Below are 26,050 nucleotides of genomic sequence, written 5' to 3' on the forward strand. Positions count from 1 at the left end.
CGCCATGGACGCCGTGTTCGAGAAAGTGCTCCGTGACCACCTGCCCCGCCTCCAGGAGCAGCCGCTCACCGACGACACCCGCCTGCGCGACCTGGGGCTCGACTCCATGAAGTCGGTCGACCTGCTGTTCGCCATCGAGGACGAGATGGACGTCTCGCTGCCCGACGACGACCTCAACGAGGAGACCTTCGCGACCGCCGGCTCGCTGTGGCGGGCCGTGGACGCCGCGCGCACCTCCGAGGCGGTCGCGTGACCGCCACCTCCACCGCGCCCGCCCCGGCCGTCGGCACAGCCGACCGGGGCGGGTCCCCCCTCCTCCTCGCACCGCTGGTCGAGGAGGCCGCCGAGGTGACCGCGGCACACGCGCGCCGCACCGACACCGAAGCCGTGTTCCCCGTCGAGGCGCTGGAGTCGCTGCGCCGCACCCGGCTGCTCGGCCTGCTCGTGCCGGCTGCCGAGGGCGGGCTCGGCGGTGACCTGGGCGACGTGCTCACCGCCACCCGGCGACTGGGCCGCGAGGACATGTCGCTCGCCATGGTCTTCGCGATGCACTGCCAGCAGGTGGCCGCCCTGGTACAGCATGCCGGCGGCACGCTGCGCGCGGAACTCCTGCCCCGGATCGGGGCGGGCGAGGTGTACCTGGCGTCGGTCACCACGGAAGCCGGCAAGGGTGGCGCGCTCCTCACCGCCACCGCTCCCCTCGAACAGCGCGAGGGCCACCTGCTCCTCGACCGGTTCGCGCCGATCGTCACCGGCGGCGCCCACGCGGACGGCTTCCTCGTCACCATGCGCAGCCCGGACTCCGACAACGAGCACGACGTCTCGCTGGTGTACGCCGACCGGAGCCAGCTCGAGGTGGCCTCCGCCGGCGGCTGGGACCCGCACGGCATGCGGGCCAGCCACAGCGGCGCGCTCCACCTGCGAGGCACCGTTCCCGGCCACCAGGTCGTGGGGCGGCACGGCCGCTTCCGCGACATCGTCACGCACACCTTCGGACCCCTCGCTCACCTCGGCTGGAGCGCCGCCTGGCTGGGCACGGCCGAGGGCGCGCTGGCCCGCACCGTCGGCATGCTGCGCTCCGCCCGGACCCGCGGCGGCGCCTCCCTCGACTCGGAGCTGCTGCTCACCCGGCTCGCCCGGGTACGGCACCGCCTGGAGGCCGTCGACGCGCTGCTGGCCCACACCCTGGACACGGTCGTCCACGAGGACGTCTCCCGGCCTCGCGTCCAGCTCCTGGTCAACGGACTGAAGGTGACCGCGTCCGAGCAGTGCCACGCGGCGGTGCAGGAACTGGTGGACGCGGTCGGGCTGCGCCACGGCTACCTGCGGGACTCACCCGTCGCGCTGGAGCGCGCCCTGCGCGACCTGCGGTCGGCGAGCCTCAACTTCAGCAACGACCGGCTGCTGCTGGCCGACGGCAAGCTCACCCTCCTCGACGCGGAGGTGCGCCTTGCCTGAGGTCGTGGAACTCCTCGAGCGGGGCGACGCCGAGCCGGCGGAGCGGCCCGCGCCGGCCGGCATTGGGTCCGGACGCGAACTGTGGGCACGCCTGGGTGCGGCGGGCACCCTGCGCGGGATCTACCGGGAAGGGCTGCCCGAACGCGGGGTCATACCTGACCGGCTCCGCGACGTGATCGTCCGCGCCGAGGCGGAGGAGGGCACCGGGCCCCTGCTGTCGGTCTGCGTCCAGGCCGCCACCGTGCTGCCGCTGCTGGCCGAGGCGGGCCGGCGCGGGCCGGGCGCGGCGGACGTCGCCCGGCGGATGCTCGACGGCCGGTCCGTCGTGGCCCTGGCCGCCACCGACAGCGGCCCCGGCTCCGACCTCACCGCCCTGACGACACACGCCGAGGAGACGGGCACCGGGACGGTGCTGCGCGGCACCAAGCGCTGGATCACCAACGCGGTCCACGCCGACCTGCTGCTCGTCCTGGCCCGCCGCCGTCCCGGCCCCCACTTCACCAACTTCACCTGGTACCTCGTGCCCGCCGACGACCCGCGGGTACGCGTCGAGGCGGCACCGGGCCCGTACTTCACGGGCTCCGGCACCGGACACGTCCACCTCGACGGCGTACCGGTGCTCGCGGACGGGCCGGTCGGCGGTGCGGGGCGCGGACTCGCCCTGTTCGCCCGGCACATCGCGGTGGAACGCCTCGCCGGCGGCCTGTGGGCGGCGGCGGCCTGCCGCCGGGCGCTGGCCGACACCCGGGACCGGCTGGCGGAACGCGGCCTGTGGGAGCAGCCCGCGATCCGCCAGCGGCTCGCCGCCGCCCTGGTCCGCACCCGCCAACTGGATTCGTTGGTGCAGGCGTTGGGACCCGCCGTCGCCGCCGATCACGACCACACCGGTGCGGCGCTGGTGAAGGCGGCGGCCGGGGAGACGGCCGACCACGTCCTCGACGTCTGTGCGCACCTGTGCGGTGCGGACGGCTTCGCCGCCATGGGCATGCAGCACCGGCGCGCGGAGGCCGCGCTGTTCGGCATCGCCGGCGGCAGCACCGAGACCGTCCTCGCCTCCGTCGCCGACCAGGCGGAGGCGCTGCTGTCCCGGCCCCGCGGGGCGGCGTCGTGACTGCCGCCACGGCACCGGCGCGTCCCGGCACGATGGCCCGACAGGCTGGTCCCGTCACCGTCGAGGTGGCGCCCGGCGTGTGGGTGGCCTGGGCGCGCGCGGCCACGCCGAGCCCCCACCCCGCCGATCTGGCGGACGTGAGCGGCCGGCCGCGGTGGCAGCGCCGCCAGTCGCTCGCCGCCCGGGGACTGCTGCGTGCCCTGCTCGCCGAGGTGTGCCCCGGAACCGAGGGCGTCCCGCTGACCGCCGGCGCCCGTGGCCGGCCCGTACTGGAGGGGCTGCCCGGCCTGGGGGTCAGCCTCTCCCACGACGGCGCGGACGACGCCTCGGGTGGTGATCTGGTGGCCGCCGCCGTGGCCCCCGGCCGGCGCGTGGGCGTGGACGTCCAGTTGCCCCCCGGCCCGGATCTGCCGCCCGGCCTGGTCCGCCGGTGCCTGCGCGAACGGGCCGCCGAACTGTCCCCGCTGCCGGCCGACCGCCGCGCCCTGGAGTTCGCCTGGGTGTGGACCGTGCAGGAGGCCTGCGTGAAGGCCGACGGCACCGGTATCGCCGGCCGCCCGTGGTCCCTCGACATCCCGGTGCGGCCCAGCACCGGCACGGTGGGCGATCTCACCTGGATCGCCCTGCGTCACCTCAGTGTCCATCCCGTGAGCTGCGCCTTTGGAGATCTCCGTGCCCGCTGAAGCACTGAGCTGCTACACCACCAACCTCAAGGAACACCTCCGTCTCACCGACCCCGCCGCCGAGCGCCGACTGGCGGCCGGCTTCACCCTCTCCGTCCGCCGCGACGGCCTCGACGACACTGTGGCCTTCAGCCACCACGACCGAGTGGCGCCCGACTTCGGCTACCGCGGCGCGCGCCGCTGGGACGACACCCTGTCCGCCCTCCGGGGCGAGTTCGCCCGCCAGGGCGACGTCCTCGCCGTGGCCAACTGCCGCAACCTGCCGTGGAGCCCGTCCCACCTGGTGCGCGACGTGCCGCACTGGCTTCGCCTCGCCGCCCGCGACGGCGACCGCTGGCTGGTGGTCGACGACTTCGACGCCCTGCTGCCCGAAGGCCACCAGTCACCGCACCGCGGCTGGGTCGACGAAGCCGGACTACGGGTCCTGCTGGCCCCGTTGCCGGGCCTGGACACCGTGCTGCACCAGCGCGACATGTACGCCCTCGGCGGCGGCCCCGCCTGGGTGCCGGGTCCGGGGAACCACCGCTGGCTGGAGCACGGCGCCGGCCGCTTCGATCCGTGCCCCGGCGACTGGGTCCGGGGCACCGAGGCCTCGCTCGCCCTCCTCCGAGACCTGCTGCCGTCCGACCCGCAGGCACTGGTCCGCTACGCCGAGGACCTCTGGGCCGCGGCGCGCCACCACCAGTACCTGCACCGCGCCGAGCCGGCGACCGCCGCCGCGTGGGGCGAGCTGTCCCGCTCACTGCGCTACGCCGCCCAGTCGGCGGCACGCGGCAGGCCCCGCGCCTCGCTGGTGCGCACCGCCTTCGACCGCATCCTCGCCTCGATCGGCCCCGGTGACACGGCCGCTGCCCGCCCCGCCGCCGTGAGCGCGGGAGCGGCCCGGTGAGCGCCCGCCCCGGGGACCACCCCGGCACCCTGTACGCGTGGTTCGCCGCATCGGCCGGGCGCCACCCCGACCGCGTCGCCCTGGAGGCCGACGGGCAGGTCCTGACCTACCGCGAACTCGACGAGTACAGCGCCCGTGTCGCGGCCGGCATCCTCCGGGCCTGCCCCGGACCGCCGCGCCGCGTCGGTCTGCTGGCCGGCCGGCGGCCCGCCACGTACGCCGGCTACCTGGCCGTCCAACGACTCGGTGCCACGGTCGTCCCGCTCAACACGGCTTGGCCCGAGGCCCGCAACGCCTCCGTCGCCCGCCGTGCCGGGCTCGACCTGGTGCTGACCGACGGGAGCGGGGAGGTACGCGGGCTGCCCGTGCCGTTGCTCGACCTGGCCGACGCGGCCGGCGGCTCCGCCGACGGCTCGGCTCCCCGTTCCGGGGAACCGGGGGAACCCGCCTACATCCTGTTCACCTCCGGCAGCACCGGCGCCCCCAAGGGCGTACCGATACTCCATGACAACGTCGCCCCGTACCTCGCCCACGTCATCGAGCGCTACGAGGTCGGGCCCGGCTCCCGGCTCTCCCAGACCTTCGATCTCACTTTCGACGTCTCGGTGTTCGACATGTTCACCGCGTGGGGTGGCGGTGCGACCCTCGTCGTCCCGAGCCGGGACGAGATCCTGGCACCCGTACGGTTCGTCAACGACCGTCGTCTGACCCACTGGTGCTCCGTCCCGTCGGTGATCTCCTTCGCCCGCCGGATGCGGGCGCTGCGCCACGGCGCCATGCCGGGACTGCGCCACAGCCTCTTCGCGGGGGAGCCGCTCACCCTCCAGCAGGCCCAGGCGTGGCAGGCGGCGGCACCGGCGTCACGGCTGGAGAACTTCTACGGTCCGACCGAACTGACCATCACGTGCTCGGAGTTCTCTCTCGGCACCGACATGGGCAACTGGCCCGCGACCGCCAACGGAACGGTGCCGATCGGTCACGTCTACCCGCACCTGGAGCACCGCGTCCTCGACGCTGCGGGGCGGCCCGCGGAGGAGGGGGAACTGTGCGTGCGGGGACCCCAGCGTTTCCCCGGCTACCTGGACCCCGCCGACAACGCCGGACGTTTCTGGGACCTGGACGGCGACCGTCCCGCCGACCCCGCTTCGGCACCGCCCGGTTCCGCCGCCCGCCCGACGGGCGTGGTCCCGGCCCGCATGTGGTATCGCACCGGCGACCGGGTCCGCCCGGCCGGCCGGGACGGACTCCTCCACCTGGGTCGCCTGGACCACCAGGTGAAGGTCGACGGCTACCGCGTCGAACTCGGCGAGATCGAGTCCGCGCTGCGCGACCAGCCCGACGTGCACGACGCCGTGGTCCTCGCGCTGCCCACCGCGCACGGCGGCACCGAACTGCACGCCGTCTGCACCGGTGACGACCCCGCCCCCGGCACACTGCTCGCCGCACTCCGTGACCGGCTGCCCGCCTACATGGTCCCCGCCTTCCTCCACGTCCGCCCCGAACTGCCCCTGAACGGCAACGGCAAGACGGACCGGGCGGCCCTCGCCGCCCTCCTGCACGACGCCCCCGCAGTGACACCGGTGAAGGAGCTCCGATGACCAGACACCACCCCGGCCCACCCGTAGTCCTGGTCGGAGCCCGTCCCGCCGAGGGCCACGCCACCCTGACCCGCCTGGGGATCCCCTTCGTCTGGATCGTCGACCCCAGCGAGCCCCTGAAGCAGGCCGGACCGGGCGTCCTCGCCGTGCACCGCGCCCCCTACCGCGACGACCCGACCTCCCTGCTGGAGGTGCCGCTGCCGCGCGACACCGCCGCGGTACTCTCCTTCACGGAGTTCGGCCTGCTCCCGGCCGCCCTGCTCTCCGAGGCGCTCGGGCTGCCGTCGGTGTCGGTGGGCGCCGTACTGCGCACCCGGGACAAGCTCGTCATGCGCCGGGCGCTGCAAGCCACCTGCCCCGGCCCCGCCTTCGGCATCGTCGGTGAGAACGAGCCGTGCGCCGGCGACTTCCCCCTCGTCGCCAAACCCGTCCGGGGCGCCGGCAGCCGGGGCGTGCGCTACATCGCCGCACCGGCCGACTACCCGGCCCTGCGCGAAGAACTTCGCGGCCTGCTCTGGGAGCGCTACATCAGCGGCCCCGAGTACAGCGTGGAGGCCGTGTCCGGCGAGGACGGCCACCGCATCCTCGGCGTCACCGCCAAGCGCACCAGCGGACGTCCGCGCTTCATCGAGATCGGTCACGAGAGCCCGGCCCCCGTCGACCCGGCCGTGCGCGGCCGTATCGAAGACTGCGTACGCCGCTGCCTCGACGCCCTCGGTGTCGACCGGGGCGCCAGCCACACCGAGGTCAAGGTCGAGGACGGCCGGGTGCACGTGATCGAGACGCACACCCGGGCCGGCGGCGACCGCATCCCGCTCCTGACCCGACTGGTCACCGGGCTCGACCAGTACGAGCTGGCCGTCCGCTCGGTCCTGCCCGGCGCGGCCGTCGGCGAGCCGCACCCCCGCTTCGCCCACGCGGCCGTCCACTACTTCCCCTGGGAGGACGCCGTCCTCGCCGGCCACGCCGATCCGGACCGCTGCCGTTCCCTCGACGGCGTGGTGGAACTACAGGTGCACGCGCGCCCCGGCGACCACCTGCCGGTCTGGCAGCACAGTCACGAGCGTCCCGGACACGTCGTCGTCGGGGCCGACAGCCGCGACGAACTCCACACGCGGGTGCTGGCCGTGGAGGAAGCGCTGAGCCCGGTCCTCCACCGTGCCTGCGATCCCGTGTCCGTCGCGCCCCCGCTGCTACCCGTCTCCTGAGGAGTCACCCCATGGGCCTTCCCGCCCCCACTGCCACGACCCTGTCGCCGGCCTCCGGCAGCGGCCCCCAGCGCGGGCCGCGCGCCGACCGCGACACCTTCTGCGCCGCCATGACCCATCTGCCCAGCGGCGTCAGCATCATCACGACGCAGAGTCCGGACGGCCCGCTGGGCTGCACCGTCAACTCCGTCATCTCGTTGTCCGCCCAGCCGCCCTCGTTGCTGGTGTCGCTCGCGAACACCAGCCGCACCCTGCTCCACGCCCTGCGCACCGGCGGCTTCGCCGTCAACGTCGTCTCCTGGCAGCAACGGGAGCTCTACCGCCGGTTCGCCCAGGGGGACCCCCTCCGGCGCTTCGACGGCGTCGCCCACACCGTGCGTGACGGCCAGCCCGTACTGACCCACACGTCCGCCGTGTTCACCTGCACCGTCGAACGGTCCATCGAGGTGGGCGACCACACGCTCCTGGTGGGCAGCCCCATCGAGGCGTCCCACGACACGGACGCCCACCCCTTGGTCCTCCACCGCCACCGCCCGCACCAACTCGACCCGTACGCGTGACACACGCGGGCAGCCGGTGCGTCGCGGCGCTCACGCCGTCCGGTGGCCCGCGCGCCACGGACGGCGGCCCGCGCGTCACGAACGGCGGCCCGCGCGTCACGAACGGCGGCACGCGCTCAGGTCGGCACGCGCCTGCGGCGGCCGAGCCGCCTGGCCCGCCGTCCGGGGAAGTCCGGTTCAGGCCTTCGGCGACCTGCCTCTGGAGCCTCGCACGGCCGGCGGTTCCCCCGAGGTCCTCTTCGCCGACAGCCTGCTCGGCGAAGACCTTCACCCCCCCGTCTAAGCGCGACCGCCGTCGACCGACTCAATCAGGACTGACGTGTCCCGGCAGAGGTTCGTCGCCCCACCCCGCGCGACCGGCGCCGCGGGGTGGGGCGTCGGCCGGCGTGGTGCGTGATCCCGCCCGGGCCGAGCCGCAGCCCGCGGGTCTCCGCGGTGAGCCGGGACAGCAGCGGGCTCGAAGAAATTCCTGGAGCCGATTCGTGCGGATGGGGTACACGCGTTGCCCTGGGACGGACTCGCTACGTGGCAGGGCAGGAGGATGCGGTGACGCTTTCGGATGTGGTCTACGCGTGCCTGGGAATCGGGGCGCTCGGGGCGGCTGTCCTGCCCCGCGTAGTCTCCAAGCGGCCCTTTTCCATGCCCATGATCTTCCTTGCCGCAGGCGTCCTCACCCAGTTGCTGCCGGTGCCCCTACCGATGGTGGATCCCGTGCGCGACCGACTGTGGGTCGAGCACACCACGGAGGTGTGCGTGATCGTGTCCCTGATGGGCGCGGGACTTGCGATCGACCGGCCCTTCGGCCTCCGCAGGTGGTCGAGCACCTGGCGGCTGCTGGGCGTCACGATGCCGCTGACGGTGGTGGCCATCGCCCTGCTCGCCTGGGGACTGCTGGACTGGCCACCCGCCGTCGCCCTGCTGCTGGGCGCTGTGCTCGCTCCCACCGATCCCGTACTGGCCGGGGAAGTACGGGTGGGCGAGCCGCTCGGTACCGAGGATGACGAGGATGAAACGCGGCTCGCTCTCACCAGCGAGGCGGGACTGAACGACGGCCTCGCCTTCCCGTTCGTCTACGCGGCCATCGCCCTCGCCGCGGCGGCGGGTGCCGGGTGGTCGGCGGACTGGATAGGCCCATGGGTGCTGACCGACGTGCTGGGCCGATGCGCCGTCGGGCTGGCCGTGGGCGCGGGCGTCGGCCGGCTGCTGGGGTGGATGTTCTTCCGAACGGAGGTTTCGGTGCTGCGACTGTCCGAGCACATGGAGGGCTTCGTGGCGTTGGGGGCCACCTTCTTGTCCTACGGGATCGCCGAGGTGCTCCACGGCTACGGCTTCCTGTCCGTGTTCGTCACGGCCTGCGTCATCCGCGCCGCCGAACGCAGCCACGGGTATCACAAGGTGTTGCACGAGTTCACCGAGCAGATCGAGCGGTTGCTGACCGTCTTCCTGCTGTTCCTGATCGGCGGATATCTCACGGCCGACGCCTTGTCCGCCCTGACGTTGCCGGGCGCGGCAGTCGGCGTCCTGGTGCTGCTGGTCGTCCGTCCTCTCACCGGATGGCTGGCTCTGGTGAGGGGTGCAACGGGGCGGGAGGAGCGCGTCGTCATCTCACTGTTCGGTATTCGGGGGATCGGTTCGCTGTTCTATCTGTCCTACGCGCTGGGGCAGAACTCATTCAGCGGGCTGGAGCGCGAATTGTGGGCGATAGTGGCCTTCACCGTGGTGATCTCGGTTGTGCTGCACGGAACGACGGCGACCCCCACCATCGGTCATCTGGACCGCAGGCGCCACCATGCGGAGCCCGGCGATCACCCGTAGGCGTCCGCTTTCTTTCGCGTACCGGTCGGAGGCGAAGCTCGAGTTCCGGCACGGGACAGCGCCGTGGCACTTCTTCTGCCATGAACTTCGAAGCCCTCGACTCTTGACAGTTCCACCAGCCCACCGCACGATATCGATCACATCCCGGCAGTTCTCAGTGCCTTGAGGCGCGCCTCCGGATGGGAGCGCTCCCACTCACCGTCGACTCTCTGTGTGGCGCGGTTTGCTGGAGAACCGTCGGCACAAGGGGGCGCCATAGCACCGCACTTCCTCAGCGCGTCGCATGCTCGGGACGAGCGTGCGGCGCATCCCTGCCAGGAGATCGAGGTACAGCATGCGCCGCAGACTCCGCGCCCTGGTGGCAGCGTTCTTCGCGCTGCCGCTGGCGCTCGCCGCCGCTCCGTCCGCACACGCGGCCGACCCGACGACCATGACCAACGGGTTCTACGTGGACCCCGACTCCAGCGCGAAGCGGTGGGCCGCCGCCAACCCCGGTGACGGGCGGGCGCCCGCGATCAGCGCCTCCATCGCCAACACACCGACGGCCCGCTGGTTCGGCTCCTGGAGCGGCACCATCGGCACCGCCACCGGCGCGTACGTGGGCGCCGCCGACGCCCGGGACAAGCTGCCCATCCTGGTCGCCTACAACATCTACAACCGCGACTACTGCGGCGGGCACTCCGCGGGCGGAGCCTCCTCGGCGTCCGCCTACCGGAACTGGATCGCGCAGTTCGCGGGCGGGATCGCCAACCGCCCGGCCGTCGTCGTCCTGGAACCCGATTCCCTCGGGGACTACGGCTGCATGACCCAGGCCCAGATCGACGAACGCAAAGGCATGCTCACCGGCGCCCTCGCCGAGTTCAACCGCCAGGCTCCCAACACCTGGGTCTATCTCGACGCCGGCAACCCGGCCTGGGCGAACGCGGCGACCATGGCCCGGCGTCTCCACGAAGCCGGCCTCCGACAGGCTCACGGCTTCTCGCTCAACGTCTCCAACTACCTGACCACAGCCGAGAACACCGCGTACGGCAACGCCGTGAACAGTGAGCTCAACGCCCGCTTCGGCTACACCAAGCCGTTCGTCGTGGACACCAGCCGCAACGGCAACGGTTCCAACGGCCAGTGGTGCAACCCCTCTGGCCGCCGTATCGGCACCCCCACCCGGCTGGGTGGAGGTGCCGAGATGCTCTTGTGGATCAAAGTCCCGGGCGAGTCCGACGGCAACTGCGGCGCCGGGGCGGGCTCCTCGGCCGGGCAGTTCCTTCCGGAGGTCGCCTACAAGATGATCTACGGCTACTGATCCAGGACTCCCGTGGCCTGGATCGTCCCCGCCCCGCCACCGGGCCACGGGCATCGTCCGCCACCGGCCGGGGTCACCGGTGACGACCTTCCGCCCAGGCCATCGGCGTCCGGCCCGGGCCGCGGGGGCTCTGCTGGTTCCGCGATCCGGCGCTGACGGAGCCGGCCCGGCGGCGGGGTAGGCATCGGCGTGCCGGGCGACGAGCAGCAGTGCCCCGTCGTCGTCGGGTTCCTGGTCCGGGCGCCGAGGAGCACGTCGCCCGTCTCCTCCACGGCGCGGGCTCGGCGATCAGCAGGTCCAGCACCCACCGGACGCCGTGAACAGCGCTGTTGACGTAGGCGCGCCGACCTCACGTGCCCGGCGGTGCCCCGGGCTCGGCACCGTCCCGGTCGCAGGGCACCCTGGCGGGCAGTGCCCGCCCGTCACTTCCGCGCTGCCGTCCCGAAGGGGAGGGCTTCGCCGGAGCCCAGGTGTCGCCTCAGCCACTGCTCGGTGTTGCTCACGTGGAGCAGCGCGGCGGCCTGGCTGAGGGCGGCGTCACGGGTGGACAGCGCGTTGAAGATCCCCTCGTGCTCGGCGACAGTGCGGCCCGCGGCCTTGTCGTCGACCAGACCGCGCCAGATGCGGGCGCGCAGGGTGCGGCCGGAGATCCCTTCCAGGAGGGTGAGGAGGGTCTCGTTTCCCGTGGCCGAGACGACGGCGCGGTGGAAGGCGGCGTCGTGGGCGTTGAGCTGTTCGACGTCGTCGCGGGCCTCGCGCATCGCGTCCAGGTGCCGCTTCACCTCGGCCAGTTGGGCGTCGGAGATCCGGGTGGCGGCCAGCGCCGTGGCGTTCGGTTCGAGTAGCCGCCGTACCTCCATGAGGTCCTGTAGCGCGACCGAGTCACCCTGCAACAGTTCCACCGCTCCGCCCAGCCCCTCCAACAGCAGGCTCGGCTGAAGGCTGGTCACATACGTGCCGTCTCCCCACCGGACCTCCAGGATCCGCGCCACGGCCAACGCCTTGACCGCTTCCCGGGCGAGGTTGCGGGACAACCCCAGCTGGGCGGCCAGGTCCGGCTCCGGAGGGAGCTTGGATCCTGGAGGCAGCGCACCGGTCCGGATCAGCTCACGGATCTGCTCGATGGCTTTGTCCGTCAGAGACACCGCTCGCCCCTCCCCCGTCGTGCCCCGTGGGCACGTCCGACCCATCAGCCCCGCACGCGCGGATCGTCCCAGAGACCGTCCGGGACTCGCTGAGCATGAAGTTCCACGTTTCGTCCGACCTGTTCCGGAGTCCGCGTGAAGGGGGTGACGTCGAGGGTACTGGGAGGGGTGCACGGGGGGGCGATCGCTGCGGTGGGCAGGTCCCGTGCGCCGCACAGACCTCGGCGGTCGCCCGAGCCCGGGCGACCGGAGGCCGCGGAGCGTCCTGGTGGCCGTTCTTCATGACCTCGGTGGGCCGGCCACCGGAGCAGTCCCGAGTGCAAGACGCCGACCGCGACGACGCTCTTGCCCGCATCCCGCGCGGTGGACGGGAGGTCGTCCCGTGGGATCCGGACACCACGGCGGGAACGACGGCGAACGCCGTCAGGAGGCCCACCACCCGGGCGGCTGCCCGGGTGAGCCTCGTGCCGATGGCGGGTAACGGTCGAGAGGGGTGACCATCATGCCTTCCGGGAAGCGCCGGCCGGCGGCTGTGCTGCCGGCCGGGCCGTGACGCCCCTCACGCGCGGGACCACTTCTGGTTGGTCTGGCCGTTGCAGGTCCACAGGACCAGCGGGGTTCCGTTGGCGGTGCCGGCCCTGTCGGCGTCGAGGCACAGCCCGGCGTGGATGTTGCGGACGGACCCGTCGGAGCCCACTGTCCACTTCTGGTTGTTCTGGCCGTTGCAGGGCCACGTGATGACCCGGGTGCCGTTGGCTGTGCCCTGGTTGTAGGCGTCCAGGCACTTGTCGCCGAAGACGCGGATCTCGCCGCCCGCCCACGTGGTCCACAGCTGGTTGGCGGCCGTGTGGCAGTCCCAGAGCACTGTGGCCCCGGCGGTGGTGGAGGCGTTGTCCACGTCCAGGCAGCGGCCGGAAGCGTTGCCGCGCAGCCGCGAGGTGGTGGCGGCCAGCGGGCTGCCCCCACTCACCCGGAACACGGCCACGCCGTGCGCGGGGACGCTCGCCGAGATCTGCCCGGACGTGCTCGTCGTACCGCCGGTCCACAGGTCCGTGAGGGTGAACGGCCCTCCGGTGAGGCCGACTTGCGCGGCGGTGGTTGTCACCGTCGCCGTGCCGCCTCCCCGGTTGAACAGGCCCACCGCGACCGAGCCGTCGGACAGCGGCTTGGCGAACACCTCGGTGCCGCCGTCGTCGCGCACCTTGCGCCCGCCCGCGCCCAGCGGGTCCTGGTTGACCGCCAGCAGACGCGGGTTGCGCAGGATCGCGCTCACGTCGGCGGACATGGTGCGGATGTCGTTGCCCGCCATGAGCGGGGCGCTCAGCAGCGCCCAAAGGGCGAAATGCGAGCGGGACTCGGTCAGCGACAGGCCGGGACGGCCGACGACCAGCATGTCGGGGTCGTTCCAGTGCCCCGGGCCCGACTGCGCCGCCAGCGGCGCGGTGACGTCCAGGACGTTGCCGACGCCCATCGGATAGCTGTTGGTGTTGCCGTTCTGCCAGATGTCGAGCAGGTCCTCGGTCGTCCGCCACAGGTCAGCGACCTCGCCCCAGTTGTAGGTGGCGCCGGTGATGGCGTGGAAGCTGTTGGGGTTGATGCTGTAGACGATCGGCCGGCCGGTGGCGCGCAGGGCGTCACGCATGAGCGTGAACCGCGCGACCTGCTCGTCACGGGTGCCGCTGGAGGAGCACCAGTCGTACTTGAGGTAGTCGACACCCCAGGAGGCGAACGTGGCAGCGTCCTGGGTCTCGTGCCCCCTGCTGCCCGTCGACCCGGGATAGGCGCCGCTGGTCTGCGCGCAGGTGCGTTCGCCCGGTACCTGGTAGATGCCGAACTTCAGGCCCTTGCCGTGGATGTAGTCCCCGAGGGCCTTCATCCCGCTCGGGAACTTGGTCGGATGGGCCCGCAGGTTACCCGCCGCGTCGCGTTGCGGGTCGAACCAGCAGTCGTCGACCACCACGTACCGGTAGCCGGCCTCCCGCATACCCGAGGAGACCATCGCGTCGGCGGCCTGACGGACCTGGGCCTCGGTGATCCCGCATCCGAAGCTGTTCCAGCTGTTCCAACCCAACGGTGGGGTGAGGGCCGGGCTGCCGGGCGCGGCCGAGGCGGTGGAGTGGGCGGAGACCGTCACGGACGCGGCGACCGTCAACGCGGCCGCCGTGAGGAGACGGAGCAGTCGTCTGCCTGATCGTCTGGGCATCGTGGGTCCTTCGGGGGTGGGCGTAGGCACCGCGGCTGGACACCTACGGCGCCGACGAGGGCTTGGGCCGATGCGGTCGTCGGCAGGTGGCACGAGCGAGACAGCGGATGACTGACGTGGCTTGGCAGCCAATGTCAGGCGCATGACACTTACAGACTGTTCGAAATTTCGGTCTCCTTTCGGATCTCCGACGTCACGGATATTAGGGAGGTTTCCTGGCTTGTCAACCGCCGTAGCTCCCGCAGCTGTCCAAAAACACCTGCCCATACCGACTTACGGCCGCCAAAAGACCGAAACATTTCGCCGCTTCTGACGAATCGTGCGAGACATATTGACGGGAGCTCTCCACCCTCTACGATCCAGGGTGCTCACCAGCGAACACCGTTCGTAATATCGAACACATGCGGGATCCACCCACCGAGCGCTCGCACGCAGAGGGAGCGACCCATGAACATGTCATGTTCTCGTCATTCAGTGGGGCGTCGCCGGGCGTTGGCCGTCGGGACCGGCCTGGTCACCGGTGCCTTCCTGCCTCTGGCCGGAGGGTCCCGGACCGCCGCGGCCGCTCCCGGCCGGGAGTCGCCCCTCGCGGCCGCCCCGGTGTACGCGAATCCGGTGATCTGGCAGGACTTCGCGGACATCGACGTCATCCGCGTCGGCGCCACCTACTACGCCTCGGCCTCGACGATGCACTACTCCCCCGGGGCCCCCGTCCTGCGGTCGTACGACCTGGTGAACTGGGAGATCGCCGGTCACTCGGTGCCGGTCCTGGACTTCGGGGCCAAGTACGACCTGAACGGTGCCCGTGGCTACGTCCGCGGCGTCTGGGCGTCGTCACTGGCCTACCGGCCGAGCAACAGAACCTTTTACTGGCTCGGCCAGATCGACTTCGCCAGGACGTACGTCTACACCGCGACCGCGGTCGAGGGTCCGTGGAGCCGGCTCACGACGATCAGCACGCCCTACTACGACGCGGGACTCCTCGTCGACAGCGACGACACTCTCTACGTGGCCTACGGCAACACCACCATCAGCGTGGCCCAGCTCTCGCCCGACGGACGCAGCCAGGTCCGCACGCAGCAGGTCTTCACCACGCCTTCCAGCGTCGGCACCCTCGAAGGCGCCCGCTTCTACAAGATCAACGGGCAGTACTACATCTTCCTGACCCGCCCTGCCAACGGCCAGTACATCCTGAAGTCGTCGAGCGGCCCCTTCGGTCCTTACACGATGCGGCAGGTCCTCCTCGACCTGCGCGGACCGATACCCGGCGGTGGCGTCCCGCACCAGGGCGGGCTGGTCCAGACGCAGAGCGGCGCCTGGTACTACCTGGCCTTCGTGGACGCGTACCCCGGCGGCCGGGTACCGGCCCTGGCGCCGGTCACCTGGACCCCGGACGGCTGGCCCGTCGTGCAGCTCGTGAACGGCGCCTGGGGCACCTCGTACCCCAGCCCGGTCGTGCCCACCCCACCCCGCCAGGTCACCCCCTTGGTCGGTGTCGACACCTTCGACGGCACGACGCTGAAGCCGAGGTGGGAGTGGAACCACAATCCGGACAACACCAAGTGGTCGGTCGGCAACGGTCTGACCCTGCGGACCGCGACCGTCACCAACGACCTGTACTGGGCCCGCAACACGCTCACCCACCGCATCCAGGGTCCCACCTCCACGGCGACGGTCGAACTCGACTTCTCGGCGATGCGTGACGGGGACCGGGCCGGCCTCGCGCTGCTGCGTGACTCCTCCGCCTGGATCGGAGTCAAACGCGACGGCGGCGCGACACGGGTGGTGATGGTCGACGGACTGACCATGGACGGCAACTGGAACACCATCGGCACCGGCACCGAAGTCGCGAGCGCCACCATCTCCGGCGGCCGCGTCCGACTGCGCGCGAGCGCGGACATCCGCCCCGGCGCGGCACGCCCCGGAACCTTCTCCTACAGCACCGACGGCATCAACTTCATCCGCCTCGGCCCGTCCTTCTCCCTGGGCAACGACTGGCGGTTCTTCATGGGATACCGGTTCGCCCTCTTCAACCACGCCACCCGGGCGCTCGGAGGCGCGGTCCGCGTCCCGCGGTTCGAGCTGTCCACGCCCTGACCCATCCCACCGACCGCACCACCCGCCCCCCCCCCCCCCGCAACCGTACGAGGAGAGACCATGAACCCGCTGAAACGGCTAGGCCGCCGCCGAGCCTCGGTGTTGTCCCTGCTGGCCGTGGCCGCCCTGGTGACGCCGGAGGCCGCGAGCGCCGCACCCGACGCCGTCCGGGCCTCCACACTCGGCGCACAAGCCGCCCAGTCCGGACGGTACTTCGGGACAGCGGTGGCCGCCGGCAGGCTCGGCGACGGCACGTACACCACGATCCTGGACCGCGAGTTCAACTCGGTCACCCCCGAGAACGAGATGAAGTGGGACGCCACCGAGCGCTCCCGCGGCGCGTTCACCTTCGGCGCCGCCGACCAGATCGTCAACCGCGCGGCGGCACGCGGTCAGCGCGTGCGCGGCCACACCCTGGTGTGGCACTCCCAACTGCCCGGCTGGGTCAGCTCCATCAGGGACGCGAACACCCTGCGCAGCGTCATGAACAACCACATCACGACAGTGGCCAACCGGTACAAGGGCCGGATCCATGCGTGGGACGTGGTCAACGAGGCCTTCGCCGACGGCGGCAGCGGCCAGATGCGCAGCTCGGTCTTCCGGGACGTCCTGGGCACCGGCTTCGTCGAGCAGGCCTTCCGCACGGCACGATCGGCCGACCCGGCGGCCAAGCTCTGCTACAACGACTACGGCATCGAGGACTGGAACGCCGCGAAGACCCAGGGCGTCTACCGCATGGTGCGCGACTTCAAGGCGCGCGGCGTGCCCATCGACTGCGTCGGCTTCCAGGCCCACTTCGGCACCGGCGGCCCGCCGGCAAGTTTCCAGACGACCCTGTCGAACTTCGCCGCCCTCGGCGTGGACGTCCAGATCACCGAGCTGGACATCGCACAGGCGCCCACAACGGCCTACGCCAACACGGTCAGGGCCTGCATGAACGTGGCGCGCTGCACCGGCATCACCGTCTGGGGCATCCGCGACAGCGACTCATGGCGCAGCGGGGAGAATCCTCTGCTGTTCGACCGCAACGGCAACAAGAAGCCCGCCTACCAGTCGGCGCTCACCGCGTTGGGCGGCAGGGCGGCGGCACAGCGGACGGACGCCCGTTCGGCCCGGTCCGCCGCCGCGCTCCCCTCCTCCTTCCGCTGGAACTCGAGCGGAGCACTGATCTCCCCCAAGCCGGACGCGACCCACAGGATCGCCGGGATCAAGGATCCGTCGGTCGTCTACCACAACGGCAAGTACCACGTGTTCGCGAGCACCGCGAGCTCCGCCGGGTACAACCTGGTGTACCTGAGCTTCAGTGACTGGTCCCAGGCCGGATCGGCCACCCACCACTACCTCGACCGCACCGCCGTCGGCGCCGGGTACCGGGCCGCGCCGCAGGTCTTCTACTACGCGCCGCAACGCCTGTGGTACCTCGTCTACCAGACCGGCAACGCCTCGTACTCCACCAACCCCGACATCAGCAACCCCAACGGGTGGAGCGCCCCGCGCAACTTCTACTCGTCGATGCCGGACATCATCCGGCAGAACATCGGCAACGGTTTCTGGGTCGACATGTGGGTGATCTGCGACAGCGCCAACTGCTACCTCTTCTCCTCCGACGACAACGGCCATCTCTACCGCTCCCGGACGACCGTCGGCCAGTTCCCCAACGGCTTCACCGACACGGTGATCGCGGCGCAGGACTCCAAGTACGCCCTGTTCGAAGCGAGCAACGTGTACAAGGTGCAGGGCAGCAACCAGTACCTGTTGCTCGTCGAGGCCATCGCCTCGGACGGCCGCCGCTACTTCCGCTCCTGGACGACGAGCAGCCTCGCCGGATCGTGGTCCCCCCTGGCCGCGTCCGAGAGCAACCCCTTCGCCAAGGCGAGCAACGTGACCTTCCCCGCCGGAACCTGGACCAGGGACATCAGCCACGGCGAGATGATCCGCGCCGGCAACGACCAGACAATGACGATCCCTTCGTGCAGGCTCCAATACCTGTACCAGGGCAAGGACCCCAACGCCGGCGGTGACTACAACAGCCTGCCGTGGCGGCTGGGCCTGCTCACCCAGACCAACTCGACCTGCTGACGGTTCGGCGCCGTGGGCCCCGCCGCTCGTGCGGGGCCCGTACCCGTTCACCGCCGCCACTCCGTGACCGGCCCTGCTCCGGGTCCCTGTGCCGGGCGTGTTCGACTTGGCGTTCAGCGGTGATGGCCGTTGCCTGCGGTCCTCGCACCAACGGGGCAGGTCTCCCGTAGGGCGTCCCGTCCCCCGGCAGGCTCGATACCAACGCTGGGGCGTATCCGGCGAGGGACAGCCTTGCCGTGAGGAGGGTGTACGTCGCCCTTCCACGACGTCGGATACGCCGGTCGCTCACCCGCGTCCGGACGCCGGGGCGGCCCGTGCGAGCGGTCATGGGAGCGCCGGGCCGGCGTCGTCGTACACAAGAAGGCCGTCGCCGCGAGGGCGCACGCCCGGCGTCGGGTGGTGCGCTGTGAGGCGTCCGTCGTGCATCAGGTGGTGGACGAGCATCCCGCGGGACAGGACGGCGAAGTCGGCGATCAGGCGCCGGTGGCATCGCCACCACACCGCTTCACTGCACATCACCGCGGTGCGCTCCTGACCCGCTCGGCGCATGAGGGCGTCCATGGCGGTGACGAACTCCGGGCTGCGTGTATGTGCGGCGTAGCCGCGGAAGGAGGCGTTGCGCCAGACCACGTCGGGCGAGTCCGGCGCCGGTTTGCGGAAACCGCCCAGCCGCGGCTCCCACCGGTAGGCGATGCCCTCTTCGGGCAGCCACCGGGCGAGCCGCTGCCGTGACAGGTTCGGGTCGCGGCGGCTGCCGGGAGCGGTCCTGAAGTCGACGACGGCGACCACGCCGGCCCCCCGCAGGAGCTTTGTCAGTGTTCCCCGGTCCGCGGTGCTGTGGCCGAAGGTGATCAGTTCGATCCGACGCATCCGGAACCCGTCTGCGGGGTCGGTCCGGTCTGGGGCCATACATCGAGTGCAGCAGCTCCTGGCCGGCGCCGCACCCTCCGATCCCGCCCGCTCGGCTGTCCGGGCCGGCGGGGCAGACCGGTCAGGGAGAGGAAGTCGCTGCGGAAGCGGGCGTCAGTGCGCGGCAGACCGGGCGAAGATGATGCTCACGGACGCTTCGGAGCGGGAGAGCCCGAGCGACACTGGTTGCGTGATCATTGAACGCGCCTACGCCCATCTCTCCTCGTACGACGAGGAAACGTGGCCTTGGACGGTGCCCTGCGTCCGACAGCTGCTCGACGAAGGACTGCGGTTCACCGCACCGGTGACCTTCCTGGTCGGAGAGAACGGCTCGGGGAAGTCGACCCTGGTCGAGGCCCTGGCGGAGGGGTTCGGTCTGGACTCCTACGGCGGCTCCCACGACTGGCGCTACGCCTCCTCGCGCGGCAAGTCGACACTCGGCGAGCGCATGAGATTCGACGCCGCCTCGGGACGCGGGCGCCGTATGGCCACCAGCTGGTCAGCCCGCAAGGGGTTCTTCCTGCGTGCCGAAACCGCCCTGGACGCCTTGGGCAGGGAAGGGTTCTCGCCGGACCACGTCAGCCATGGTGAGGGCTTCCTCGCCGCGTTCCGCGGAAAGTTCCTGCACGCCGGGCTCTACGTCCTCGACGAGCCGGAGGCGGCGCTCTCCTTCTCCTCGTGCCTCGAGCTGATCGGACACATCGACCGGTTGGCCAAGGAGGGCGGCCAGGTCATCTGTGCCACGCACTCCCCGTTGCTGACCGCGCTGCCGGGCGCCGACGTCATCGAGGTCGGTGAGCACGGTATGCGGAGGGTCGCCTGGCGGGAGCTGGGCGTCGTGGACCACTGGCGCCGCTATCTCGCCGACCCGCACGCCTATCTGCGGCACATCGTCGGACCGTAGGCGGTGCCTCTCAGACCTCGTTGTCCGTTCGCAGTGAGGTTGGCTGTCGATCTTTCCGAGCCTTGGGCGTCTCCGACTACCGGCGCCGAAAACCGACACCGCGGCGATCGGCCGCGCACGGGGGCTTGGCTCTCTCCGCGATGACGTCGCATCGTCTCTGACCGGACCTGGTGGTCGGCTTTCGGTTCCGAAGCTGTGGAGCCGCTGCGACCTGGCGGCTCTGCGGCAGGCCGGCTGGGCTGTCGCTGCATCACACAACGCCACTGCGTATGGCGTGAGCCACGGCGTGGGTGCGGTTATGGAGATTCAGGCGCGTGATGGCGTCGTGCAGAACATTTTTTATCGTCCGTTCCGAGTAGTTGAGGTTGTCAGCCACTTCGGTGGTGCTCATCCCCTCGGCCAGAAGCCTCAGTACGTCTATTTCTCGTGCGTTGAAGGGCCAGGTATGGGAATGAGGGGTCGACCGGAGAGAGCGCAGCCTGTCGATCAAGGCGCGAACCATGGAGGGAGGCATGGGGGGCCGGCCGTCCAGAGAGCCCCGGACAGCACTGAGCACGTCGGTGTAGTTCACCTCACCGCGTAGCAGGACTCCCACGACCCCTCGGTTCACGGCGTCGAACAGCTCCCGTTCGCTGAGGGTGTCCGCCACGAGAAGCACCGGGAAGCTCGCACTGTGCGTCATTCCGGAGGCTTCGTCGATGTAGGCGAGAACCCGTGCAGTCACCTCGTGCGCGATGACAATCGCTACCTGTGCACTCTCGCGCTCGGCCCAGGGAATGACCTGCACTCCCTCCACCGCTTCGAGCCAGGCTCGCGCGCCTTCGGCCGTCAACCTGTCAGTCGCCCTGACAGTCACCATGACCGGCACGGGTCGAGGCGTTCCCGCCAGTCGGGCTCGTCCGTGCCGTATGCGGCGGGACTCGTCAGTGTCGGGAACGCCGGCCAGACGCGTGCGCTGAGGCGGTTCCTGACGTTCAGGTTCCGTTGCTGATGCCATGGTCTTCCTCGTCACGTGCGGTCGTCCGGAGGATGCGAGATACCAGCGCTCAGCGGAACGGCGGTGCGAAACAGGCTTCACGGGGTAGTTCACGTCGTCGATGAGCCCGCCACGAGCCGCTGTGTCCTCTTCGCCCCGACGGGCGAGATTTCCCAGTCCTCGGCGGCCCGCTCCCCGCTGGGGAAGGCGGCCCCCGATTGTCATCGCCGGACCCGAGCCCGCGGTGTGGTCGCGAGCACTCCCAGGCGTTCGACGACGAAGCCCCCAGCCTGCCGCGCGACCTCCACGACCTCCCACCGAAGACGGGCCGTGGTGATCAGCTGGACACGGTCCTCCGTGCGCCGTGCCGAAAGCCGTTCGTCCCTGGTCATGCCCCCTCCGGTCGGTGATCTTGAGCGCCTGCCACCACTGTCGCCTGACCAGGCTCCCCAGGAGACCAGGGTGATCACTGGCCGAGTCCCTGGGGCGCCGCGGCTTCACCGGGGGTTACGCCGGTCTGCGGGGCCAGGGAACGACCGGAACCGACGGGACCCCAGGTGGGCCTGCCGAGAATCGGCCCCTGGTCCCGGGTCACGTCCACGGCCGTGATGTCTGGATCGATCTTCGCCTGATCCTGTTTCCGTCAGGTCGAGCGGTGAGGAGGGGTAGATCCGGAGGAACGCGCAAACCGAGACGTTCCTCGGGCCCCGGCGCTGCCCGCCTTCCACCGCCGGACAGGCGTTTCGTCAGCGACCGACCCACGGAGGGCGGGACCGTCACTACGGCGTGGATGCGTGCTCGCTGGGAGGCAGGACGTCCCTCAGCTGGCGGCGGGAGGTGATGGAGAGCTTGGCGAAGATCTTGCGCAGGTGCCACTCGACCGTTCGCGGACTGAGGAAGAGCCGGGTGCCGATCTCCGGGTTGGTCAGGCCGTCCCGCACGAGCAGGGCGACCTGCCGCTCCTGCGCCGTCAGTCCCTCGCCGGACGATGCCTCGCTCGTGCGATTGCCGATGCGCTCGCCCGTAGCGACCAGTTCACCTCGCGCCCGCTCGGCGAACGCGTCCATACCCATCGACACGAACATCTCATGCGCGGTTCGCAGCTGCTCCCGTGCCTCGCCTCGCCGACGGTCCCGGCGCAGCCACTCGCCGTACAGAAGATGGGCGCGTGCGAGTTCGGGGCGCAGCTCTGTTCGTCCCAGCCGTTCCAGCGCCTCGCGGTAGAGGTCCTCCGCGGCGTCGTCGCCCACAAGTGCCCGGGAGCGGGCGAGCACGCCCAGCGCCCAGTCCGTGCCCGACGGCTCCGTCGCCTCCGCCAGATCCCGCAGTGCCGCGCGAGCGATGTCGCCGTCGCCGACGCGCACCGCCGCCTCAACCAGTTCGGGCAACGCCCAGACCGACACCCACGGCTCGGCCATCCGGGTGCACACCTGAGCCGCCGACAGCGCCTCCTCATAGCGTCCCAGACCATTGCGCAGGACCGCGGCCGCCCACTGGGCGACTGTGACCCCCATCAACTGACCGCTCGCCCCGGCCTCCCCGATCGTCGCGGCGATCAGTACCTCGGCCTCGGCAGCCCGGCCGCGCAAAGCGCTCAACCTGAGCTCGACATGCGGCGCGATGGGGACACCCGTCGCCGCGCACACATCCTCGATCTCCGCGACGATCGAAGCCGCGGCGGTGAAGTCCCCGGTCCAGGAGATCGCAATCCCCAGCGATGTCAGACAGAACGGAAGCTCGGTCAAGGCGCCGGCAGCCCGCACCCCCTCCACGACCCGGCCCACCAGCACGCGCATTGCCCGGTCGTCCCAGACGGCCGCGCTGACACCGTTGGCCACCCAGCCCCAGATCAACATCTCGCTTGCCGAAAGATCCGCCAGCGCCGCCAGCGCCCGCCGCAGTACGGGCACAGCGGCAGCCCGCCCCTCGGTCACCAGCAGCGCACAGCCCTCCAGCACCACATCCAGGGCGTGCGGTGCCCCAACCCGCGCCGGAAGCGCCCTGACCGCCTCAGAGATCGCCCGCAGGCTGTCGGAGTCCGCGGCCAGCAACGCCGCGGCACCCCACGCGACCAGATACGTCTCACGCGCGAGGTCCATGTCGAAGGGCTCGAGCCGCTGTGCTGCCGTCAGCAGCAACGGAGGCGCCTCCTGGTTGAGTCCGGCCGCGAACGTGATCCGACTCCGGACCAGGTGTGCCCGGACGCGCTGCACCTCGTTCTGGGCGGCCCGGTCGGCGACCTCGGCAAACCTGCGCGCGGCGTCGAGGTCACCGGCCTGAAGGGTGGCTTCCGCGGCGGCCACCGCGCGCTCGGCACGCCGCGAGGAGTCCTCCGTCAACGCCACGCACCGCTGTAGGAATGCTGCGGCGGCGGCCAGCCCGCCGCGTGCCTGCGCCCGGTCGGCGGATCGTTCCAGTTCCGCGGCGACGGATTCGTCCGGCGAGGCTGTCGCGGACGCCAGGTGCCAGGCACGACGGTCCGGGTCGGTCTGCGGATCGGTGACTTCCGCCAACGCCAGATGCACCGCTCGGCGGTCGTCGTTCGGCGCCGACCGGTACACCGCCGATCGCACGAGCGGGTGACGGAACGTCACGGCTGCGTCCAAGGACAACCACTCCTGCGTGCCTTCGGCGAGCGTCTCCTGCGGTGTCAGGCCGAGCCGGTCGGCCGCACCCCACACCAGGACCGGATCGCCGACCGGCTCGGCCGCGGCGATCAGCAGCAGCAGTCGGGCCGGCTCGGGCAGAGCGCCGATGCGGGTCAGGAAGCTCTGCTCGATCCGGTCCGGCAGCGTGTCGGCGCGCAGCAGACCGAAGCCGCCCGCCATCTCGGTCACCGTCAGCCCGCGCGGCAGTTCCAGCAGGGCGAGAGGATTGCCCCTGGTCTCGGCGATGATCCGATCCCGGACCTGCCTGTCGAGACGCCCGTGCGTGACCGAGTCCAACAAGGTGTGCGCGTCCGCTTCCCGCAAACCGGTGATCTCCAGTTCGGAGAGCCCGAACAGCTCCTGGGACCGCTCCCGCACCCCGAAGACAATGGCGACCGATTCCGCCAGCAGGCGGCGGGCCACGAAGCCCAGCACCTGCAATGAGGCCTGGTCCACCCACTGTGCGTCATCGACCACGCACAGCAGCGGATTCCCCTCCGAGGCGTCCGACAGAAGGGTGAGCACCGCCAGGCCGACCAGGAACCGTTCGGGCGGCGGCCCCGCCCGCATCCCGAACACCGTCTCCAGCGCTGCATGCTGCGGCCCGGGAAGCCGCTCCAGCCGGTTCAACAGGGGAGCGCACAGCTGATGCAGTGTGGCGTACGCCAACTCCATCTCCGACTCGACGCCCACAGCGCTGAGCACGTGCATGCCCGCGGCCGTGTGTTCCGCGTACCGCAAAAGCGCCGACTTGCCGACCCCTGGCGCGCCGTGCACCACCAGCACGCGGCTCTCGCCGTTGTCGACGGCCGCGAGCATCTGATCGACGATGGCACGCTCCGCATTCCGCCCGAGCAACACGACCTGTTCGCCGTGCCCTGCGCCACGCCTCCGCCGATCCACCATCACCGCCTTGGTTTGCCCAGCCCCTGGTCACGCCCATCTTATGCTCCGAATCCGGCCCGACATCGAGCAGGTTCGTCAGAGGCCAGGAACCCCCGAGCGGTGATTGCCCAGGTGGGAAGGCGACCGCCGGCGCGCTCCGCCTGTAAGGCGACCGCGCGTCACCAGCGGCACCCGGCACCCGCCGGGCAGCGGGGGCGGTCGCTGGAAGCGGGAGCCGCCGGACCGTCCCGAAGTGGCCGGGCGGTCGGGCAGAACAGCGGCCGTCTTCCAGTGTCCCAGTCATGCCCATCGCCTCACGAGCGGCAGTCGGACCGCGACCACGTGGTGCGGCTGCTTTCGCCAGCGACAGGCCGGCCGAGGCGGGCAGCTTCTCTTTCACTCGAAGCCGAGACGGCCGTGCCGGGTTGCGCGATCGTGCGGACAGGACCGGCTGCGTCAGGCCGTCGGCGTGGCCCCTGTACGGGCGGGCATGTGGAGGCATTGAGGCGTTGGTCGGTTCGCGCCGGTGGGTACCCGGCGTGTCATACCGATCAGTACCGCACGGAGCCCGCCTCGGATCCAACGCTCCGGTGTCGGTCCGGGTCGCCCGGGCCCTCCGCGGGCGGGCTCCGGGCGACGCCGGACCAGGACTGGTGCGGACTCGACAGGCGGAAGGGCCCCGGGTGAGGCCGCCGCCGGACAGGGAGGACCGGATGGCCCGCTCCGACGACGCTCTCCGCATCCACTTCATCGGCAACGCGACCGTGCTGCTGCGGTACCGCGAGCTGACCCTGCTCACCGATCCCAACTTCCTCCACCTCGGTCAGCGCGCCTACCTCGGCTACGGGCTGGTGAGCCGCCGCCTGACCGAACCGGCGCTGGACGTGCGGCAATTGCCGGACATCGACGCCGTACTCCTGTCCCACCTGCACGGGGACCACTGGGACCGGCAAGCCCGACGGCACCTCTCCCGCTCTCTGCCGGTGATCACCACCCCGCACGCCTCCCGCCGGCTCCAGGGCCTGCACGGCTTCCACCGGGCCGTGGGACTGCGCACCTGGGAGCAGTACACGGTCCAGGGCTCGGACTCGCAGGCGCGCGTGACGTCACTGCCCGGCCGCCACGCCGGCCATCGTGTCCTGCGCGGTCTGCTGCCGCCCGTCATGGGCAGTGTCCTGGAGTTCGGCCCGGTGTCGGGGCCCGCCCGTCTCAGGCTGTACGTGTCGGGCGACACGCTGCTCTTCGACGGCCTCGACGACATCGCTCGGCGCTTCCCGGCTCTGGACCTCGCTGTTCTGCACCTGGGCGGCACCCTGCTCCCGGGCGGGTTCCTGGTGACGATGGACGGGGCGCAGGGCGCGGAGCTGGCACACCGTCTGGACCCCGGGCTGATCCTCCCGGTGCACTACGGCGACTACACCGTCATGCGGTCGCCGCTCGGCGCGTTCCTGTCGGAGGCGGAGAGGCTGGGCCTCGCGAAGCGGATCGTCCACTGCCGCCACGGGCAGGAGGCGACCGTCTCCCCCGACGGCGAACCGCCTGTCGTGACCGACCCGTCCTGACCGACCCCGGAGGTGGCCCA

The 26,050-nt window shown here is 71.3% G+C and carries 19 protein-coding genes; 14 read left to right on the top strand and 5 right to left on the bottom strand.

What is annotated here, in order from left to right:
* Positions 1 to 4: 4 nt before the first annotated feature.
* The 10 genes from ACZ5Y0_RS25190 (at position 5) to ACZ5Y0_RS25235 (ending at position 10,622) form a co-directional block, all read left to right on the top strand.
* On the top strand, positions 5 to 253 hold the full coding sequence (locus tag ACZ5Y0_RS25190) for a phosphopantetheine-binding protein (RefSeq protein WP_469130938.1): 249 nt from the start codon (positions 5 to 7) through the stop codon (positions 251 to 253).
* Positions 250 to 1,458 (top strand): acyl-CoA dehydrogenase family protein, encoded by a 1,209-nt coding sequence (locus ACZ5Y0_RS25195; RefSeq protein WP_469130939.1) that lies wholly within the window; start codon positions 250 to 252, stop codon positions 1,456 to 1,458. Before ACZ5Y0_RS25190 ends, ACZ5Y0_RS25195 begins: the two co-directional genes overlap by 4 nt.
* On the top strand, positions 1,451 to 2,569 hold the full coding sequence (locus ACZ5Y0_RS25200; RefSeq protein ID WP_469130940.1) for an acyl-CoA dehydrogenase: 1,119 nt from the start codon (positions 1,451 to 1,453) through the stop codon (positions 2,567 to 2,569). Before ACZ5Y0_RS25195 ends, ACZ5Y0_RS25200 begins: the two co-directional genes overlap by 8 nt.
* Positions 2,566 to 3,252, top strand: coding sequence for a 4'-phosphopantetheinyl transferase family protein (locus ACZ5Y0_RS25205; protein WP_469130941.1), 687 nt, complete (start codon positions 2,566 to 2,568; stop codon positions 3,250 to 3,252). Before ACZ5Y0_RS25200 ends, ACZ5Y0_RS25205 begins: the two co-directional genes overlap by 4 nt.
* Positions 3,242 to 4,141, top strand: a complete 900-nt coding sequence (locus tag ACZ5Y0_RS25210) for a hypothetical protein (protein WP_469130942.1) — start codon at positions 3,242 to 3,244, stop codon at positions 4,139 to 4,141. Before ACZ5Y0_RS25205 ends, ACZ5Y0_RS25210 begins: the two co-directional genes overlap by 11 nt.
* Complete coding sequence (locus tag ACZ5Y0_RS25215; protein WP_469130943.1) at positions 4,138 to 5,739, top strand: AMP-binding protein; 1,602 nt, start codon at positions 4,138 to 4,140, stop codon at positions 5,737 to 5,739. The genes ACZ5Y0_RS25210 and ACZ5Y0_RS25215 overlap by 4 nt, the downstream gene beginning before the upstream one ends.
* A complete protein-coding gene (locus ACZ5Y0_RS25220; RefSeq protein WP_469130944.1) occupies positions 5,736 to 6,947 on the top strand; it encodes an ATP-grasp domain-containing protein in 1,212 nt (403 codons plus the stop codon). The genes ACZ5Y0_RS25215 and ACZ5Y0_RS25220 overlap by 4 nt, the downstream gene beginning before the upstream one ends.
* An 11-nt stretch (positions 6,948 to 6,958) precedes the next feature.
* Positions 6,959 to 7,507 (top strand): flavin reductase family protein, encoded by a 549-nt coding sequence (locus ACZ5Y0_RS25225; protein WP_469130945.1) that lies wholly within the window; start codon positions 6,959 to 6,961, stop codon positions 7,505 to 7,507.
* A gap of 546 nt (positions 7,508 to 8,053) precedes the next feature.
* Entirely contained in the window at positions 8,054 to 9,322 is a 1,269-nt protein-coding gene (locus tag ACZ5Y0_RS25230) for a cation:proton antiporter (protein WP_469130946.1), read from the top strand.
* 334 nt (positions 9,323 to 9,656) lie between these two features.
* Positions 9,657 to 10,622, top strand: a complete 966-nt coding sequence (locus tag ACZ5Y0_RS25235; protein WP_469130947.1) for a glycoside hydrolase family 6 protein — start codon at positions 9,657 to 9,659, stop codon at positions 10,620 to 10,622.
* Between the two features lie 422 nt (positions 10,623 to 11,044).
* Here ACZ5Y0_RS25235 and ACZ5Y0_RS25240 read toward each other — a convergent pair whose 3' ends face one another.
* Both ACZ5Y0_RS25240 and ACZ5Y0_RS25245 read right to left on the bottom strand, forming a co-directional pair.
* Positions 11,045 to 11,767, bottom strand: coding sequence for a FadR/GntR family transcriptional regulator (locus ACZ5Y0_RS25240; RefSeq protein ID WP_469130948.1), 723 nt, complete (start codon positions 11,765 to 11,767; stop codon positions 11,045 to 11,047).
* Positions 11,768 to 12,326: 559 nt separating this feature from the next.
* Positions 12,327 to 13,970 carry a glycoside hydrolase family 27 protein gene (locus tag ACZ5Y0_RS25245; RefSeq protein ID WP_469130949.1) on the bottom strand — a complete coding sequence of 548 codons (1,644 nt, stop codon included), beginning with the start codon at positions 13,968 to 13,970 and terminating at the stop codon, positions 12,327 to 12,329.
* A 453-nt stretch (positions 13,971 to 14,423) separates the two neighbouring features.
* On the opposite strand from ACZ5Y0_RS25245, the gene ACZ5Y0_RS25250 reads away from it, so the two are divergent.
* Complete coding sequence (locus tag ACZ5Y0_RS25250) at positions 14,424 to 16,067, top strand: glycoside hydrolase family 43 protein (RefSeq protein WP_469131005.1); 1,644 nt, start codon at positions 14,424 to 14,426, stop codon at positions 16,065 to 16,067.
* A gap of 60 nt (positions 16,068 to 16,127) precedes the next feature.
* The gene (locus ACZ5Y0_RS25255; RefSeq protein ID WP_469130950.1) at positions 16,128 to 18,146 is read left to right on the top strand and encodes a glycoside hydrolase; all 2,019 of its coding nucleotides are present in this window, start codon (positions 16,128 to 16,130) and stop codon (positions 18,144 to 18,146) included.
* A gap of 324 nt (positions 18,147 to 18,470) precedes the next feature.
* On the opposite strand, the gene ACZ5Y0_RS25260 is transcribed toward ACZ5Y0_RS25255, so the two are convergent.
* Positions 18,471 to 19,055, bottom strand: coding sequence for a DUF488 domain-containing protein (locus ACZ5Y0_RS25260; RefSeq protein WP_469130951.1), 585 nt, complete (start codon positions 19,053 to 19,055; stop codon positions 18,471 to 18,473).
* A 190-nt stretch (positions 19,056 to 19,245) separates the two neighbouring features.
* Here ACZ5Y0_RS25260 and ACZ5Y0_RS25265 point away from each other — a divergent pair, with 190 nt between their 5' ends.
* On the top strand, positions 19,246 to 19,959 hold the full coding sequence (locus ACZ5Y0_RS25265; protein WP_469130952.1) for an AAA family ATPase: 714 nt from the start codon (positions 19,246 to 19,248) through the stop codon (positions 19,957 to 19,959).
* A gap of 250 nt (positions 19,960 to 20,209) precedes the next feature.
* On the opposite strand, the gene ACZ5Y0_RS25270 is transcribed toward ACZ5Y0_RS25265, so the two are convergent.
* Together ACZ5Y0_RS25270 and ACZ5Y0_RS25275 are read right to left on the bottom strand one after the other, a co-directional pair.
* Entirely contained in the window at positions 20,210 to 20,818 is a 609-nt protein-coding gene (locus ACZ5Y0_RS25270; RefSeq protein WP_469130953.1) for a helix-turn-helix transcriptional regulator, read from the bottom strand.
* A gap of 896 nt (positions 20,819 to 21,714) precedes the next feature.
* Positions 21,715 to 24,489 (bottom strand): helix-turn-helix transcriptional regulator, encoded by a 2,775-nt coding sequence (locus ACZ5Y0_RS25275; protein ID WP_469130954.1) that lies wholly within the window; start codon positions 24,487 to 24,489, stop codon positions 21,715 to 21,717.
* Positions 24,490 to 25,181: 692 nt separating this feature from the next.
* Here ACZ5Y0_RS25275 and ACZ5Y0_RS25280 point away from each other — a divergent pair.
* Complete coding sequence (locus ACZ5Y0_RS25280; protein WP_469130955.1) at positions 25,182 to 26,030, top strand: MBL fold metallo-hydrolase; 849 nt, start codon at positions 25,182 to 25,184, stop codon at positions 26,028 to 26,030.
* Positions 26,031 to 26,050 lie beyond the last annotated feature (20 nt).

The organism is Streptomyces sp. NPDC033216 (assembly GCF_055577115.1).